The sequence below is a fragment of the Salinibacter ruber DSM 13855 genome (assembly GCF_000013045.1).
In the GTDB taxonomy this organism is placed as follows: Bacteria; Bacteroidota; Rhodothermia; order Rhodothermales; family Salinibacteraceae; genus Salinibacter; species Salinibacter ruber.
Map to the genome: position 1 here is coordinate 2,292,434 of NC_007677.1, position 16,635 is coordinate 2,309,068.

The window sequence follows — 16,635 nt, forward strand, 5'->3', positions numbered from 1 at the left end:
CCGTTCACGCCCTCAAGGGTCACGCTTTTCCACGCATCATGCCGACAACGCCCGCTCCGGCTCGCCCTGCAGAAACGCCTCGGCCCGACGAACCATCTCTTCGCTGCCGATGAAGAGCGGCGTGCGCTGGTGAAGCTTGTCCGGCTCCTTTTCCAGAATGCGCCGGTGCCCGTCCGACGCCGCCCCGCCGGCCTGCTCGGCAATGAAGCCCATCGGATTGGCCTCGTACATCAGGCGAAGCTTCCCCGCCGGACTGCTCTCGGTGGCCGGGTACATGTAGATCCCCCCCTTCAAAAGATTCCGGTGGAAGTCCGACACGAACGAGCCGATGTACCGCGTCTTCGCGGGGCGGTTGGTCTCGGGGTCCTTCTGCTGAAGCCAGTCGAGATAGTCCCGCAGCCCCTCCTCGAAGGAGTGGTAGTAGCCGCTGTTGATCGAGGAGAGCCGCCCTCGGGACGGCGTCTGGATGTCGGGGTGCGACAGCAAAAACTCCCCGATCGACGGATCGAGCGTGAAGCCGTTCACGCCATTTCCGGTCGTGTAGACCAGCATCGTCGAGGAGCCGTAGACGACGTAGCCCGCGGCCACCTGCTCGGTCCCCGGCTGGAGGGCCGCCGCCGGATCCGGCTCCTCCTCTTCGTAGCCGTCCGGCAGCCGGTAGATGCTGAAGATGGTGCCCACCGACACGTTCACGTCAATGTTGGAGGAGCCGTCGAGGGGATCCAGAAGAACGATGTACTTTCCGTCGCCCTCCTTCGAAACGGTGCTCAGGGGAATCGCCTCCGCGTGCTCCTCGGAGCCGATGAGGCAGCACTCCCCGCCCCGCCGCAGCGCCTGCACGAACTCGCGGTGGGCAAGGGCATCCATCTTCTGCTGGACCTCCCCCTGCACGTTGCGCTCGCCGGTGCTGCCGTACACGTCGAGAAGCCCGGCGCGGCGCATGTCGCGGTTCACGATCTTGGCCGCCAGGCTGATGTCGCGCAGCAGCCGCGAGAACGCCCCGGTGGAGTGCGGGAACGAGTCTTGTCGATCAAGAATGAATTGCTCCAGGGTCTGAAACGTGCCCAGGTCGTCTTCGGGCGCGCCGTCGCCGGCGTGGGACGTGCGATGGGATCCGGTCATGACGTGCGTCGATGGGATGTGAGAGGAAACGTGCGGGAAGCAGGGCTTCTTTGCCCCTAAGATACAAGATTTCGGAAGCGGTTCCAAATGCAAGCGGCGCCCCACGTCTCTTCCGCTAGGCGAGCGCCTCAAGCCCGAGCCGATCCGCGACGCGCCGGGTGTTCGGGGCGTCCGCGGGCCGGTCGTCCAGGTCCGTCAGCAGGCGGTCCAGATCGCGGGGGCGATCCACGTCGTACCACTGCGGGAGCACCGTCACGTCCGCCCCGGTGCCCTCTGCCCGCGACAGGGTCTCCGCAAACACCTGACCGTGACTGTAGCTCATCTCGTCGAACAGCTGTGGGTAGAAGGCGCTCATGCCCAGCAGGTAGAACCCCCCGTCCTCGGTGGGGCCGATGCAGAGCGATCCCGACTCCTGAAGGGCCTGGTCCGCCCGTTGCAGGAACGAACGAGGGAGGGTCGGATGGTCGCTCCCCATCACGAGGACCTGCCCGTAGCCGTCCCCCAGCGTCTCCCGGAAGGCCTGCTCCATGCGCCCCCCGAGCCCGTCCCCCGTCTGCACGTGCACGTCCACCCCGGACGGCACCGCGTCGAGCTCCCCGTCGGGCAGCGGCGGGGCCAGGTAGAGCCGCACGTCGGCGTTCAGCCGCAGGACCTGCCGCAGCGTGTCCCGCAGGAACGCCGTGTAGAGGCGGGCCGCCCCGGCGGCGCTGAGAGCCGGCGTAAGGCGTGTTTTGACCTCCCCCGGACGCGGGACCTTGGCAAAGACGAGAAGGGCAGTGTCCATGGAACGGGGAAGCGGATCGTGGGACGCGACGGGAGGCCACACAGCCCGGCGTCAGCGCATGCGCTGCAATGTAGAGTGGAGGGCGTCGAGGGCCTCATCGATGTCCTCCTCGGTCGTCTTCGCCCCCAGCGAGAACCGAACGGCGGCGGAGGCCGTCGGGCGGTCGAGGCCAAGGGCCGTCAGGACGTGACTCGGTTCCAGTGCGCCGCTGGTGCAGGCCGACCCGGCCGAGACGAGTATGCCCTGCATGTCCAGATTCAGAATCAACATCTCCCCGTCGAGGGGCTCGTCCCCGACCGGCGGAAAGGCCACGTTCACGACGTGGGGCGCAACGGGGGCCTCGTCCAGCGGCGTGTTGCAGACGTACGGCCCGGGCACCGCCTCATCGAGCCCCACCACGAGCCGCCGCTGGAGCCGGGTCAACCGCTCCGCCCGTTCCTCCGCCTCCGTCACGGCCCGCTCCAGCGCCTCCGCCAGCCCGATGGCCCCGGCCACGTTCTGGGTGCCGCCCCGGCGGTCGCGCTCCTGGGAGCCCCCCTCCACGAGCGGGCCGAGGTCCACGCCGTTCCGGACGTACAGCACGCCGATCCCCTTCGGCCCGTAGAACTTGTGGCCGGACAGGGAGAGCAGGTCCACGCCGAGCGCCTCCACGTCGAGCGGCTGCAGGCCCGCCGCCTGCACGGCGTCGCAGTGCAACAGCACGTCGTGCTTGTCACAGACCGCCGCCACGGCCGGAATGTCGGTCTGCACCCCAATTTCGTTGTTCGTGTGCATGAGGGACACGAGGGCGGTGTCCTCGTCGAGCGCCGCCTCCACCTGTTCGGGCGTGACGGCGCCGTGGGCGTCCGGCGACAGCAGGGTCACGGGCCGCCCCTGCTCCATCATGCGCCGGGCCGGTTCCACGACGGCCTTGTGCTCGGCGGTGGAGGTGACCAGGCCGGCCTCCGACCCCGCCTCGGTCGACGCCGCCCCCAGTACCCCCTTCAGGGCCAGGTTGTCGGCCTCCGTCCCCCCGCTGGTGAAGACAATCTCGCTCGACTCGGCCCACAAACAGTCCGCGACGCGCTCTCGGGCCCCCTCCATCGCGACCCGGGCCTGCCGCCCCAGCTGATGCACCGACGACGCGTTCCCGTATTCCTCCAGCAGGTACGGTTTCATCACCTCAAAGACCTCGGGGTCGAGGGGCGTGGTGGCGGCATGATCGAGGTAGACGCGCTCCATCGACGGAGAAGGGCGGGACGTTGAGAAACAATGAGGCGGGCGGGGACGCTTCGGAAATGTATCCAACGGAGCAGCGGGTCGGCTGATTCGGACGCGACACAGTCGAATCCGATGCATTTTGTCGCCCCTGCCGACGAACAATTTCACGCATCGGCGTTTTCATCCGGCACCATTTTTGATTTCACACTCGGTCCAGCCCCCTTCCTCCCACCAGCATTGCTGCCCCATGGATAAACTCGTCGTCCGCGGAGAGTCGTCGCTCCAAGGCCCCCTTACCGTGAGCGGATCGAAAAACACGGCCCTTCCGCTCATGGCCGCCACCCTTCTGGCGAAAGGCCCCTCGACCATCACCAACGTACCGGACCTGCGGGACGTGCGCACCTTTTCGAAGGTCATTCGGCACGGGGGGCCGGCGGTCGCCTTCGATGCCGACGCCCACACCCTCTCGGTGGACGCGACCACCATTGAGACGCCGGTGGCGCCCTACGAACTGGTCAAGAAGATGCGGGCCTCCTTCTACATGCTCGGCGCGCTCCTGGGGCGCTGCGGGACGGCCAAGGTGTCCCTCCCCGGAGGCTGCGCGTGGGGGCCCCGACCGGTCGATCTGCACATTGAGGGCATGAAGCAGTTCGGGGCCGACATTGAGTTGGACGAGGGCTACGTGCACGCCTCCACCCCGAATGGCGGGCTCGCGGGCGGCACCTTCCGGCTGGAGCCCGTGAGCGTGGGGGCCACCATCAACCTTCTGCTCGCCGCCGTGACGGCCCAGGGCGGCTCCAAGATCGAGAACGCGGCCAAGGAGCCGGACGTGGTGGCCTTCGGGCGCGCCCTGCAGGAGATGGGGGCTCAGATCGACGGCCTCGGCACCCGGACGATCGAGGTGCAGGGCGTCGACGCGCTCAACGCGGGCACCTTCCGCAACACGCCCGACCGCATCGAGCTGGGCACCTTCATCCTCATGGCCGCGACCGCCGCCGAGCCCGGCCGCCCCGTCGACATCCACGAGGGCACCCACGAGCACCTGGGCCCGGTCTTCAAGGAAAAGCTGGCCGAAACGGGGGTCGACGTGTCCTACGGCACCGAAGCCGTCACCGTCACGCGCCCCGAGACGCTCCGTCCGGTTTCCGTCGAGACGTCCCCCTTCCCCGGCTTCGCGACCGACCTGCAGGCACAGTGGACCGTCTTGCTCAGCCGCACCGACGGCACGGCCACAGTGACGGACACGATCTACGACGACCGGTTCAAGCACGTCCCGGAGCTGCAGCGCCTCGGCATGGAGATCGAGGTGGACGGAAACACGGCGACAATCCATGGGGGCGCGCCGCTGAAGGGGGCCAAGGTCATGAGCACGGACCTGCGGGCCGGCGTTTCCCTCGTGATGGCCGGCATGCTCGCCGAGGGCCGCACGGACGTTCTCCGCGTCTACCACCTCGACCGCGGGTACGAAGACCTCGAAGACAAGCTCCGCGGCGCCGGAGTCTCCATCCACCGCGAGGCGTACGACGAGTTTGCTGAGCCGGACCAGGCCCCCGCTCAGGACGGGTAACTCGCGTTCGCGGCTTTTCCTCGGGGCTGCGAGGTGTGCCCTACACAGGAGCGGGCGTCAAAACGAGGCGTTGACCTGCACGCGCACCGTATGGATCGGATCGGTCGTGGCCGGGGCGCGTCCGTCGTAGTTCAGCGTGGCACGGAGGCGGTCCGTAAACGCGTACTGCCCCTGCAGCCCCCAGAGCAGCGAGGTGCCGGGCCCGCGTCCATCGGTCAGTTCGAACTGCGCCCGCCCGACGGCCGTCCCGTTGAGGTCGACCCGCGCCACCTCGGCGTTCGCCGTAAGCCGCAGGCGCCCCGCGCGGCGCCATGTCAGCTCAAGGGGCAGCGTATACAGGTCGACGCGGCGCCCCTTCGCCCGGTCCCGCTTTCGGGCATAGACCCCCGCTAGCGTCACGTCGAGCGCAGGACGGGGCTGGTACGAGACACTGGGCCGAATTCGGAGCGTGCGGATGTCGAAACTACGGGCCTCGTCGAAGGCCTCGCTCTGCACCCGGTCGCGTTCCGCCGTGCCCGTCGCCCGGAACTGCCAGGACGAGGCCGGGCGGAGCCGTCCCTCCACCTCCCACCGGTTCAGGAACCGCCGCTCGCCCCCCGCGGCGCGCTCCGTAAGGCCCCGGACCTGCCGCCAGGAGGCATCCAGGCCGTATCCCCGCTGCGTCCGAAACACCTCCAGGCGCTGCTCGAGCCGCAGTGAGCCGTCGGTCGTGCGCCCCGGGCGCCGAAATTCATTCGGATCCAGCCGGTAGAGGGCCGTGGGATTGTCGGTCCGGCTCTGCTCACGGACCTGGACGCGCGTCTCCGTGGTGACCAGGCGCAGTCCCTTCTTCCACCACGCGTCCCCGTCCGGCCACAGGCGCCGGGGGCGCAGCGCGAGGCGGGTGCGCAGTTGGAGATCAACGACGGACTCGAGCGTGTCGGACGGCACGAAGCGCTGCACGTACGTGCCCTCGTTGGGGGTTGTCTCCGGAACGAACTCGTCGACCTGCTGCACGCCATCGTCGTTGGCGTCGCGCCACACGTACTGCCCCCGCTCGGGCGAGGTCTGGACGTACACCTCGCGCTGAATGGGGGTGCGCTCGGTCGCCGCGTCGTAGAACAACCGCGCGTCGACCGCCCGCTCCAGCGGCCGGGCTCGCCCGTCGATCCGCATGAGAACCGACTCGGTCTCGCGCCGCTGCCCGGTGCGGCGGAAGACATCGGTGACGTCTCGGCGTCGCAGCCCGCCCTGCACCGACACCCGGTACGGCGCCTGCGGGTCGAGGGCGAGCTCCGTCTGGGCCGTCCACGTCCGCGACGCGTCGCGAAACGAACCGTCCACCACGCCCTGCTCGGTGCGGCGCTCCAGGCTGGCGGACGCCTCGACGGGCCCGTTGGCGTACGACAGCCCGGGTCGGACCTCCAGAAACCGAACCGACTCGGCCGTCAGGCTGTCCGTGCCGCGTGCTCGCTGGCGGCGGCGCTCCCGCCGCACGTCGAGCCGTGGCTCCAGGCGCCCGTCCCAGAGCGGCTGGCGCACCGTGGCCGCCTGCCGCCGCCAGGCCCCCTCGACCTCCGCGGACCGGTCGGTGCTGGTGATGGAGACGGCCTGGAGTGAGAGGCGGGGCCATCCGGGCTCCTCAACAGAGAGCGCCCCCCGCCGCCGCCACGCCTCGAAGGCCGACCCGACCGTCAGCCGCCCGCCGCCCGCTTTCAAAGACGAATCGTCTCCCCAGTCGACGCTCATCTGCCCCTCGTCCACCGTCTCGTCGCCGCGATCTAGAAGGCGGTCCGGAAGCCCCGACCCGCCGCGCGAGAGATTCCACCGCCGCCCGTACTCGATGGGGCGCGTCTGGTCGAACGTGACAAAGTTCTGGCCCCGCTCCCGGCGCCGCACCCGGCCCGATACCGTTCCGAGCGTCGTGCCTCCGACCTCCATCCTCATCGGGGCGACCCGCACCCCGGCCGTGCACGCCCGGCCCCGATCGTCGCCCGCGTCGCGTCCCGAGAACCGATTTTGATCGTTTAGCGACCCGGCCCACTCCCCAAACACCTCGACACCAGCCACCGGCTCGACCGAGCCGGTCAGGTCGACGAGGCGCTGGCGGGTCGGGGCCGGAAGCGGTTGAACGGGGGCGTAGGCCCCATCTCCTGGCCCTGCGTACTCGTAGACGACCCCGTTCGTCTCGGCCCCGGCGCGCTGGTAGTCTCCCTCTCCGGCCCCCACCCGCGTGAAGCGGACCCGGAAGACCGGGGTGTCCGGGGCCGGCGCGTCCTCTACGGCGACGAAGATCGTGTCCTGCGTCCCGTCGGGCGACGCGATCGGCTCGCGGCGGTAGTGGACGTAGGGCGCATCCGAATCGAACTCCACGCGGCGCGCCCCGCTCCGGACCGCCGACGCGTCCCCGGCCCGCGCGAGGCGGAGCGAGTCCTGGCGGGACAGGTCGAAGGCCGTCTGAAAGTCGCGCCCGTCGGCCTGCCGGACGACCGTGGCCCCCACGTTGACCCGGGCGTCGCCGTCGCGTCCCCGCCACGCCCCCGCCGTTGCCCGCCCACCGACCAGCGTCCGCGTGAACTGCGTGGTCGAGTACTGAAACTCGACGGTAATGCGCCGGTCGTCGGTGATGAGGCGGTCGGCAGTAAATGTGATCTCGGCCTGCGTGTAGTCGATCACGTAGTCCTCAGTTCGGCCGCGCGTGAGGCGCTCGCCGTCTAGAAAGACGCGCTCCGACCCCGCGACGACGATGATGGCCTCCTCCCCGTTCGCCCCCCGGAGGCGATACGGCCCCTGAACCCCGTCGGTCGGCGCGATGTCCTGCGTACGGAACTGCCCCCGGCTCACCGCCCCGAAGGCCGTGGCCTCCCCTTCCGCCAGCCCGGCGGCCGCGCCCAGCCCGTCGCTCTCGACGGAGACGCCCTGCACCTTCTGCGAGAACTGGCCGAACGTCCCGCCGTCGAGATCCACGTCCACGTCGCCGAGGCGAGCCCTGCCCTGGGGGGCCTCCACCGATAGAAAGACACGGTCGAAGTCTTGAAGGCGCTGGGTCGTGCCTTCCGGCTGGATGGGCGTGTTCTCGTCGGTGAGCAGGGCCTGGACGAACACGCTGTCGGCCACCTCGCCCTGCAACTGCATGCGGAGGCCCGACTCCACGCTCACGTCGCGCTGCGTGCCGCCCACCACGCCCCGCGAGATGGAGCCGCTCCGCTGAATGTCAATGCCGGCGAAGGGATCGAACCCGGTGGTGTCGGGACGAGTCTCCTCCACGACCACCGTCGCCGAGTCGGCCGCGGCACTCGTGTCCGGGGCCCGGCGGCGATACACCTCCTCGAAGGCGAACGGATACGTCCGGTAGCGGGCGAACAGGGTGTCGCGGGCCCCGAGGAGGTCGTCCCGACGCACCCACAACCGCCCGGTTCGCGCCTCGATCCGGTACTCGGACGTATCGAGGCGCGTCGGGCCGACCCGAATCGTCTCGCTGCCCGGCAGCACAAACCGGCGTAGCTGATACGGCTGCGGCTGAAAGGTATCGATTGTATCCCGGTGACGCCCGAGGTCCCTCAGCACCTGCGTCGTGTCCTGCGCCGCCGCCTCGCCCAGGAGCAGTCCCCCCACACCACACAGCAGCAGCACCCGAACAATCGACGGAGCGTACAACACGAGCGGTACCGCGCCAGCGGAACGAAACGAGCATTAGCGATTCCCCGAGCGACGCTGCCTCCCGACGACGTTCGTCTCTCTGCCGCTACCAGGCCGGGCGCCGAAGCAGCCGCGTTTCGGTAAGCAGGTACGCGCGGTCCTGGTACACGGCCACGTCGACGAGCGGCTCGCCGAGGTCGACCGTGTGCTCCGCGACGACGCCCACCGCCCGGTCCCACACGAGGACACGGCGCGGACACACAACCCACAGCCGGCCGCGATGGACGGCGAGGGCCTGCACGGCGGCCGGGGCGAGTCCGGGCACGCGACGGCGAAATGTGCCGACGGCATCGTAGATAAGCACCGCCTCGCGACCGGCGTCGGCCACGTACAGGCGGCGGTCCGGCCCCAGGGCCAACGCAACCGGATCCTGCAGCCGCCCTCCTCGCCCAGACACGACGGCCTGCGCCTGCCCTACGTCACTCCACTTCCAGACTTGGCGGTTGCGTGAATCGAGCACGAACACGGCCCCCTCATCGTCCCGCGCCACCCCGATTGGCCGTCCATCGCCCTGGACCGAGGCCCCTCCTCCTCCGTCCTGAAAGGCCCACTCCCCGGCCGCCCGCCGCCCGGTCTGCCCGACGGGCAGCGACTCGAGATACTGCCCCTCCGTCGACAACCGCTGGACGCGCCCGTTGTAGGTGTCGGCCACGAGGAGAACCTGCCCGTTCGTCGGATCGATGGCCGAGGGCGTGTCGAACGTGCCCGGTCGTGTGCCCGCCCCGCCCAGCACAGCCCGGCGGGTGCCATCGGCCTCAAAAATGCCCACCACGCTACGCCCCGCGTCCGCGACGTAGAGGCGCTCCCGCGGATCGACGGCGAGCGCCCGTGCCTCTTCAAACTGTGCAAGGACCGTCCCCGCTACGCGGTCTGTCCCCTGCGCCCACGCCGAGCCCGTGGCCCACGCGCCTCCGCCCCCCCACAGAAGCAGGGCCGCAAGCCCAGCACACAGCAGATGGCGGCAACGCATACACACAGGGGGGCCTATGATGCATTCAGGTGAGCCAGTCCTTTCTCGCCAATATCGCGGCGGTAGGTCTTGCCTTCAAACTCGACGCGGTCGACGCCGTCGTACGCCCGGTCGAGGGCCGCCGGCAGGTCTCGTCCGGTGGCGGTGACGCCGAGCACGCGTCCCCCGCCGGTCACGAGCGTCCCCTCCGGCGTGAGCCGGGTGCCGGCGTGGATGACCGACACGTCCTCCAGGGCCTCCGCGTCCCCAACCCCGGCAATCTCAAATCCCGTCTCGTAGTCGGTCGGGTATCCGTCCGAGGCGAGCACGACGCAGGCCGCCGCTCCGGGCGTGGTCCGGAGGTTGCCACCCTGCAGGTCGCCGTCCGCGAGGTTCCGGAAGAGCGCGGCTAAGTCTGACTCCACGAGCGGAAGCACGACCTGGGCCTCGGGATCGCCGAGGCGGCAGTTGTACTCGACCACCTTCGGCCCCTCCTCCGTGATCATGAGGCCGCAGTAGAGCACCCCGCGGTACGGCGTGCCCTCCTCCTGCATGCCCTGAAGGGTCGGCTCGATGATCTCGCGGCAGATGCGTGAGAGCAGCGCTCCGTCCACGATCGGGGCCGGGGCAAACGCGCCCATGCCCCCTGTATTCGGGCCGGTGCCACCCTCCCCGATGGGCTTGTGGTCCTGGGACGGCGGGAGAAGAACGTAGTGCGCCCCGTCGGTGAGGGCCAGGACGCTCACCTCCTCCCCCTCCATCTTTTCCTCGATCACGACCTGATCCCCCGCCGCCCCGAAGGCCCGCTGGTTTACGATCTGGCCCAGCGCGTCGTGGGCCTCGTCCAGGGTGGAGCACACGAAGGCGCCCTTCCCCCCCGCCAGGCCATCCGCCTTCACCACGACCGGGGCCCCCACGTCATCGAGGTAAGCCGCCGCGTCGTCGGCCTCTTCCGCGTCGAACACCCGGAACGATGCCGTTGGCACGTCGTGGCGCGCCATGAATTGATCGGCGAAGGCCTTGCTGCCTTCCAGCTGCGCAGCCGTCTTCGTGGGCCCCACGATGGGCAGCCCGGCCGCCTCGAATCGGTTGACGATGCCCGCCACGAGCGGCCGCTCGGGCCCCACCAGGGTGAGGTCGATGGCCTCCGTCTCCGCAAAGTCGACCAGCCCGTCCAGGTCGGTCGCCTCCAGGCCCACGTTTGTGGCCTTCTGGGCCGTGCCGGGGTTGCCGGGCGCGGCGAACAGGGCGGACACCTGATCGCTCTGGGCCAGGGCCTTCACGAGCGCGTGCTCTCGTCCTCCACTTCCGACTACGAGGATTCGCATACGGTTTTTGATGACTGACCGGGAAGAACCAGTTACACTGAAACCTCCCCCCTCGCCGCGCCGTGCGGCAGGATCCATTTCAACATAGGTGACGGCTCCCACTGATGCACACGCTCCCGTCTCATTTTGCCTCCTGGGGATCCCAGACGCGTTTTCGCCAACGCGGTCTCCGGGCCGCCTTCGCCCTTCTCCTCGGCGGGATGGTGGGGCTGGCGGCGGCGCCGGCGGCCGGGCAGGCGTTTCCAGGGGCCCCGGACGAGCCTGCCATCAACCTCCGGCTGTATCCCCTCGCCACGTGGAGCCCACGGGTCGGTGGGGGCGCCGGGGCCGGACTCGTCGTGCATCACCTGGGGCGTCGGCACGCACAGGCCCTTCTCACCGCGGCGCCCGCCCGGCACGAACAGGTGGCCACCGCGGCCTGGGCCAGTGCCAATCCCCAGCGGGCCCGCCAGTATGTGCTCGTGAATGCCCGGGGCCTCCACACGAACCGGGACTGGTTTTATGGACTCGGGCCTAGGTCGTCATCCGACGCCCGGCAGCCCATCGAACGCTCCGCTGCCCGGGTCCGCGTTCGGGCCGGACAGCACTTTCTCGACCGGCGACTGCTCCTCCAGCCCCACGTCGGCCTCTCGGCGCACCGGGTCGATCGCGTTCCGTCCCCCGCGGATCCCAGCCTGAACGCGGCGTCCCGGCGACACCTCCGGCAACTGGCGAGCAGGCGGATCGGCCCGTTGGCCCCGAGCCATACCGCCCTGCGCGTAGGGGTCGACGTGCAGTACGATACCCGTTCCCCTCGTCCCCGGCCCACGCGCGGCCTGCTCCTAAACGGCGGCTGGGAGCGATACGGGGCGGTCTCCTCTTTCGTGCAGTACGATCGCCTGGACCTCAGCGCCGAAGGATTGGTGCCCCTCGGCGGCGCGCATCGCCTGGTGGGACGGCTGTCCCTGGCCCGCACTGTGGCGCGCGGCGAGGCGCCCGTCCCCTACTACCTGCGCCCGATGCTCGACGGCACCCAGGTCCCCGGGTTGTCCCGACACCGCTTCGTCGACTCCGACCGCCTGATCGGCAGCATGCTGTACCGCTTTCCGCTCGCCCAGCCCCTGCGTGTCTTTCGTCTCGGCGGCCACGTGGGCCTCCACGCCGCGAGCGTGTACGACAACGTGTTTGCCGACGCGGCGCTTGACCTCACGTTTGACGACGCCGCAGACGTGGGGGAGGCATCTGTGCCCCTGCGGCCGGCCGCGTCCGTCGGGCTTCGGGTGGGGCTCTCGTTTCGCGAGGTGCCTGCACTCGACCTGGCGCTCGGCGTCGGCCCGGACGGGGTGACGGGCGTCCGGTTTGCCCTGCATCAGGACCTGCAGGCCCTGCGTCCGCCCCATCATCAGTTGCGCCAGCCGTAGGCCATCGTTCCTCGTCCACTCGGCCGCTCCGTCGATCCTCCCGTTTTTCATGCCGCCCGTCCTCGTTGCTATTCTCTCCGGCCTCGTCGCAGCGTATGCGCTTCTGGCAGGGGCCGCGGCCCTGGGCTTTCTCGCCGCCCGGCGCGGGTCGCCGCCGAGCGCGCCCGCCGAGTGGCCGTCCGTGACGATCGTTCCCGTCCGCGACGAGGATGCGGGACGCCTCCGGGACACCGTGCAGTCCTGCGCGTACCCCACCGACCGCATTGCGGTCGCGCGGCCCGATGGGCCGGTCCCGGGCGACGTCACCCTGACCCTTCCCGCCGCGGCCGACGCCCCGCCCACCTGGCCGCAGTCGATGGTGCGGCAGAGTCGGGCCGACGCGCCCGTCGTGATGGGCCCTACGCTGGTGGAGCACGACGACCTGTTCCTGCCCCGCCTGGAGGCCCTCCAGCACCTGGGCCGCCTGACGCTCCTCGGCGGGGCCGCGCATCTGGGCCTTCCCCTGGGCCCCGGCACGGCCAACCGGGCCCTCGACGCCAAATCGCGGCCCCCCGGCTCGACGTCCCCCGAGGCCTCTGTGCCGCCCGCCCCTCTCGCACCCGCTACGGCCGCCTTCAATCCCGAGCCGGAGGCCGCCGTGACGCGTCCGCCTGCGGATTCGTTCGTCGATCTTCTCCGGAATCAGGCCGAGTGGTTCCGTCAGGCGATCCGCGCGCCGTCCCGGTTCGTGCAGGCCCAGGCGGTGGGGCTCTGGCTGGTCCACGCCGCATTGCTCGCCTGCTGTGCGGTCGCCCTCGCCCTGCCCGCGTGGCGACAGCCCACCCTCCTCGCCCTGCTCGGCAAGATGGGCGCGGACGTGGTGCTCACCCTTCCGGCCGCGTCCCACTTCGGGCAGCGCCAACTGCTCCGGTCCACCGTCGCGACCGTCCTGATGCTGGTGCTCTCCATCCCCCTCGCGGGCGGATGGGCCCTGGTGGCCCCGTCACGAGGGCGGCACGCCGGACGGAACGCCCATAATGAAACACGAGCGTCCTGACCCACCCGCTCGACTCGCGCACCAAATCCCGTCGTACGCCTCCCGCAATGCGCTTCCTCATTCCCTACCTGGCCACCCACGGCCTGCGCCCGTTCCACCGCTTCGTTCCGGACCTCCTCTGGCGGGTCGAGGCGGCGGCCAAGACCGCGTACCTCACCTTCGACGACGGCCCGACCGAGGAGCTCACGGACGACCTGCTCGACCTGCTCGCGCAGTACGACGCGCAGGCCACCCACTTCCTCGTCGGCCAGAACGCGGACCGGCATCCGGGCCGTGCCCGCGCCATTGCCCGGGCCGGGCACCTCGTCGGCAACCACACCTATACCCATGTCGACCCCTGGTCCGTGCCCCACGAGCAGCTGCAGAGTGAGGTTGCCCGCACCACGCGGCGGCTGCAGTCCCTCACGCAAACCCGGCTCCGGGCGCTCCGCCCGCCCTACGGCCACCCCACGCAGGGGCTCCGCCGGTGGTGCGCGGCCCAGAACCAGCGGATGGTGATGTGGGACGTGATGCCGGGCGACTACCTGAAGACCGCCCGGGCCCAGCGGGTGGCCCACTTCGTGGTGCGCCACGTGCGCCCCGGCTCCGTCATTGTCCTCCACGACAATCCCGTCTGCGAGGACGTCACCCTCCCGGCCCTGGAGACCATTCTCCGCACGCTTTCCGCCGAGGGCTGGACGTTTGACGCGCTTTAAAGGCGTTCTCCCGCACAGATGTGGGGACATGCCCGGCGGGACGCCACGGGGTCGTCCCACGGATTTGGCGGAGCCTCAGCGGGCCCTTCGGAATTGAAGGGAGCCCGCGCGGCCTCCTCGCTTCAGCCCCTTTCGGATGATGTCTGCCCCCGCTGATCTCGCTCCCGATCCCTTCGACGCCCTCGACACGTTCGCGACCGGTCACGGACGCGCGTATCTCTACCGCCTCTCCGCGCTGGACGGCGTCGATCTCGACCGGCTCCCCGTTTCCATCCGCGTCCTGCTGGAGGGCCTCCTGCGCGAGTGCGACGGCGACCTCGTGACCGAAGAGCACGTCCGCCGGCTGGCGCAGTACGACCCCGCCGCCCCGACCGAGGCGGCCGTCCCGTTCACGCCCTCCCGCGTGCTGCTGCAGGACTTCACCGGGGTCCCGTCCGTGGTGGACCTCGCGGCCCTGCGGTCGGCGATGGATCGGTTCGGCGCCGCCCCGGACGGCATCAGTCCGGAGGTGCCGGTCCACCTCATCATCGACCACTCCGTACAGGTGGACCACTTCGGCCTGCCAAACGCGGTCCAGCTCAACAGCGAGCTGGAGTTTCGCCGCAACCAGGAGCGGTACAAGTTCCTGAAGTGGGGCCAGCAGGCCTTCGACGACTTTCGCGTGGTCCCCCCGGCCAGCGGCATCTGCCACCAGGTGAACCTGGAGTACGTGGGCCGCGGGGTGTGGACGCGCGACACGGCGGACGGGACGCCCCTCGCCTACCCCGACACCCTCGTGGGGACCGACAGCCACACCACCATGATCAACGGCCTGGGCGTGCTCGGCTGGGACGTGGGCGGCATCGACGCGGAGGCCGCCCTGCTGGGGCAGCCGCTTTACATGCTGATGCCGGAGGTGGTCGGCGTCGAGTTGACGGGCGAGCTGTCGGAGGGCGCCACCGCGACCGACCTCGTGCTCACCATTACCCAGATGCTCCGCGAGTACGGCGTCGTGGGGCGCTTCGTCGAGTTTTTCGGCGCGGGCCTGCGGACGCTGACGGTGCCCGACCGCGCCACCATCGCCAACATGTCGCCCGAGTACGGGGCCACAATGGGCTTCTTCCCCATCGACGGCGAGACGCTCGACTACATGCGCCGCACGAACCGCTCCGAGGAGCAGGTCGACCTCGTGGAGCGCTACACGAAGGAGCAAGGCCTCTTCCACACCCCGGACACGCCCGCCCCCGACTTCCTGGACGTGCTGGAGCTGGACCTCGGCGACGTCACCCCGAGCGTGGCCGGCCCCAAGCGCCCCCAGGACCGCATCCGCGTCCCGGAGCTGCCGGACGCCTTCGCGGACTCGCTGACCGCTCCGTCCGGCCCCACCGGCTTTGGGCTCGACGCGGACGACCTCGGCGCCACCGGCACGTACGACGACGGCACCCACACGCTCGACCTCACGCACGGCGACGTGGTCATCGCGGCCATCACCAGCTGCACGAACACCTCAAACCCCTCCGTGATGCTGGGCGCGGGCCTGCTCGCCAGGAACGCCGTCGAGGCCGGGCTCACCGTCCCGCCCTACATCAAGACGAGCCTCGCGCCCGGATCGAAGGTCGTGACCGACTACCTCCAGGAGAGCGACCTGCTGCCCTTCCTCCAAGAGCTCGGCTTCGCGACGGTCGGCTACGGCTGCACCACCTGCATCGGCAACAGCGGCCCCCTGCCCGACCCGGTGGAGGACGCCATCGAAGAGGGCGACCTGATCGTCTCCGGCGTGCTCAGCGGCAACCGCAACTTTGAGGGCCGCATCCACCCGCTCGTGCAGGCCAACTACCTCGGCTCGCCGCCGCTCGTGGTGGCCTACGCCCTCGCCGGCACCGTCGACATCGACCTCACCACGGACCCGATCGGCGAGACGGCCGACGGCGACGAGGTGTACCTGCGGGACCTCTGGCCGTCGAGCGAGGCGGTGAAGCGCCTGGTCGACACGGCCGTGAAGCCCGACTTCTTCGCCGCGGAGTACGAGGGCATCGAGGACGCCAACGAGACGTGGAACGAGATCGAGATCCCGGAAGGGGCGGTCTACGACTGGGAGGAGGACTCCACCTACATCAAGGAGCCGCCCTTCTTCGTCGACCTCACGCCCGAGGTGCCTCCGGTGGACTCCATTGAGGACGCCCGCGTGCTGGTGAAGGTGCGCGACTCGACGACCACTGACCACATCTCGCCCGCCGGCGCCATCCCGCCAGACAGCCCCGCCGGGACGTACCTGATCGAGCAGGGCGTGGAGCCGCGCCAGTTTAACTCGTACGGCGCCCGCCGCGGCAACCACGAGGTGATGATGCGCGGCACCTTCGCCAACATCCGCATCAAGAACGAGCTGGTGCCCGGCACGGAAGGCGGCGTTACGAAGAATTTCCTGCGGGACGGCGAGGTGACCAGCGTCTACGAGGCGGCGATGGACTACCAGGCACACGACGTGCCGCTCGTGGTGCTCGCGGGCGAGGACTATGGCATGGGCTCCAGCCGCGACTGGGCCGCGAAGGGGACCGACCTGCTGGGCGTGGAGGCCGTCCTCGCTGCCAGCTACGAGCGCATCCACCGCTCCAACCTGATCGGGATGGGCGTGCTGCCGCTCCAGTTCGCCGACGGCGCGGACGCCGACAGCCTGGGGCTCGACGGCACGGAAACGTTCGACATTCCGCTCGACGACGACCTTGCGCCCGGCCAGGAGATTGCGGTGACGGCCACGGCCGAGGACGGCACGGCCACCACCTTCCCCACCATCGCCCGGTGCGACACGCCCGTCGAGGTGCGCTACTACCGCCACGGCGGCATTCTCCACTACGTCCTCCGCGAGACGCTGCGGGAGGCCCCGGTGACGGCGTAGCGGG

Annotated in this window: 11 protein-coding genes; 5 read left to right on the forward strand and 6 right to left on the reverse strand. The window is 70.0% G+C overall.

Annotation, left to right across the window (positions count from 1 at the left end):
• Positions 1-36 precede the first annotated feature (36 nt).
• The 3 genes from fbp to SRU_RS09790 all read right to left on the reverse strand — a co-directional run bounded on the left by fbp (position 37) and on the right by SRU_RS09790 (position 3,127).
• Positions 37-1,122, reverse strand: coding sequence for a class 1 fructose-bisphosphatase (gene fbp / locus SRU_RS09780; RefSeq protein WP_193345373.1), 1,086 nt, complete (start codon positions 1,120-1,122; stop codon positions 37-39).
• Between the two features lie 115 nt (positions 1,123-1,237).
• Positions 1,238-1,906, reverse strand: a complete 669-nt coding sequence (locus SRU_RS09785; protein ID WP_013062281.1) for a TIGR04282 family arsenosugar biosynthesis glycosyltransferase — start codon at positions 1,904-1,906, stop codon at positions 1,238-1,240.
• Positions 1,907-1,957: 51 nt separating this feature from the next.
• Complete coding sequence (locus tag SRU_RS09790; protein WP_013062282.1) at positions 1,958-3,127, reverse strand: cysteine desulfurase family protein; 1,170 nt, start codon at positions 3,125-3,127, stop codon at positions 1,958-1,960.
• Between the two features lie 226 nt (positions 3,128-3,353).
• Between SRU_RS09790 and murA the strand changes: the two genes are divergently transcribed.
• Complete coding sequence (gene murA, locus SRU_RS09795) at positions 3,354-4,673, forward strand: UDP-N-acetylglucosamine 1-carboxyvinyltransferase (RefSeq protein WP_231847091.1); 1,320 nt, start codon at positions 3,354-3,356, stop codon at positions 4,671-4,673.
• A 57-nt stretch (positions 4,674-4,730) separates the two neighbouring features.
• Here the strand turns inward: murA and SRU_RS09800 are convergent, their stop codons facing one another.
• The 3 genes from SRU_RS09800 to purD form a co-directional block, all read right to left on the reverse strand.
• Positions 4,731-8,312 (reverse strand): hypothetical protein, encoded by a 3,582-nt coding sequence (locus SRU_RS09800; RefSeq protein WP_162713383.1) that lies wholly within the window; start codon positions 8,310-8,312, stop codon positions 4,731-4,733.
• A gap of 85 nt (positions 8,313-8,397) precedes the next feature.
• Complete coding sequence (locus SRU_RS09805) at positions 8,398-9,321, reverse strand: NHL repeat-containing protein (RefSeq protein WP_011404598.1); 924 nt, start codon at positions 9,319-9,321, stop codon at positions 8,398-8,400.
• 14 nt (positions 9,322-9,335) lie between these two features.
• On the reverse strand, positions 9,336-10,628 hold the full coding sequence (purD, locus tag SRU_RS09810) for a phosphoribosylamine--glycine ligase (RefSeq protein WP_011404599.1): 1,293 nt from the start codon (positions 10,626-10,628) through the stop codon (positions 9,336-9,338).
• A gap of 104 nt (positions 10,629-10,732) precedes the next feature.
• Here purD and SRU_RS09815 point away from each other — a divergent pair, with 104 nt between their 5' ends.
• From SRU_RS09815 to acnA, 4 genes are all read left to right on the forward strand, one after another.
• Entirely contained in the window at positions 10,733-12,028 is a 1,296-nt protein-coding gene (locus SRU_RS09815) for a BamA/TamA family outer membrane protein (RefSeq protein ID WP_011404600.1), read from the forward strand.
• Between the two features lie 49 nt (positions 12,029-12,077).
• Positions 12,078-13,064: a hypothetical protein gene (locus SRU_RS09820; protein ID WP_112904241.1), complete on the forward strand. Its 987-nt coding sequence runs from the start codon at positions 12,078-12,080 to the stop codon at positions 13,062-13,064.
• A gap of 47 nt (positions 13,065-13,111) precedes the next feature.
• Positions 13,112-13,759, forward strand: coding sequence for a polysaccharide deacetylase family protein (locus SRU_RS09825; RefSeq protein ID WP_011404602.1), 648 nt, complete (start codon positions 13,112-13,114; stop codon positions 13,757-13,759).
• 139 nt (positions 13,760-13,898) lie between these two features.
• The gene (acnA, locus tag SRU_RS09830; protein ID WP_011404603.1) at positions 13,899-16,631 is read left to right on the forward strand and encodes an aconitate hydratase AcnA; all 2,733 of its coding nucleotides are present in this window, start codon (positions 13,899-13,901) and stop codon (positions 16,629-16,631) included.
• Positions 16,632-16,635: the final 4 nt, after the last annotated feature.

Bases quoted from the DNA above. Each gene is read 5' to 3' on its own strand.
- purD (WP_011404599.1), bottom strand. From the start codon at position 10,628: ATGCGAATCCTCGTAGTCGGAAGTGGAGGACGAGAGCACGCGCTCGTG.
- murA (WP_231847091.1), top strand. From the start codon at position 3,354: ATGGATAAACTCGTCGTCCGCGGAGAGTCGTCGCTCCAAGGCCCCCTT.
- SRU_RS09820 (WP_112904241.1), top strand. From the start codon at position 12,078: ATGCCGCCCGTCCTCGTTGCTATTCTCTCCGGCCTCGTCGCAGCGTAT.
- SRU_RS09825 (WP_011404602.1), top strand. From the start codon at position 13,112: ATGCGCTTCCTCATTCCCTACCTGGCCACCCACGGCCTGCGCCCGTTC.
- SRU_RS09805 (WP_011404598.1), bottom strand. From the start codon at position 9,321: ATGCGTTGCCGCCATCTGCTGTGTGCTGGGCTTGCGGCCCTGCTTCTG.
- SRU_RS09790 (WP_013062282.1), bottom strand. From the start codon at position 3,127: ATGGAGCGCGTCTACCTCGATCATGCCGCCACCACGCCCCTCGACCCC.
- SRU_RS09815 (WP_011404600.1), top strand. From the start codon at position 10,733: ATGCACACGCTCCCGTCTCATTTTGCCTCCTGGGGATCCCAGACGCGT.
- SRU_RS09785 (WP_013062281.1), bottom strand. From the start codon at position 1,906: ATGGACACTGCCCTTCTCGTCTTTGCCAAGGTCCCGCGTCCGGGGGAG.
- fbp (WP_193345373.1), bottom strand. From the start codon at position 1,122: ATGACCGGATCCCATCGCACGTCCCACGCCGGCGACGGCGCGCCCGAA.
- acnA (WP_011404603.1), top strand. From the start codon at position 13,899: ATGTCTGCCCCCGCTGATCTCGCTCCCGATCCCTTCGACGCCCTCGAC.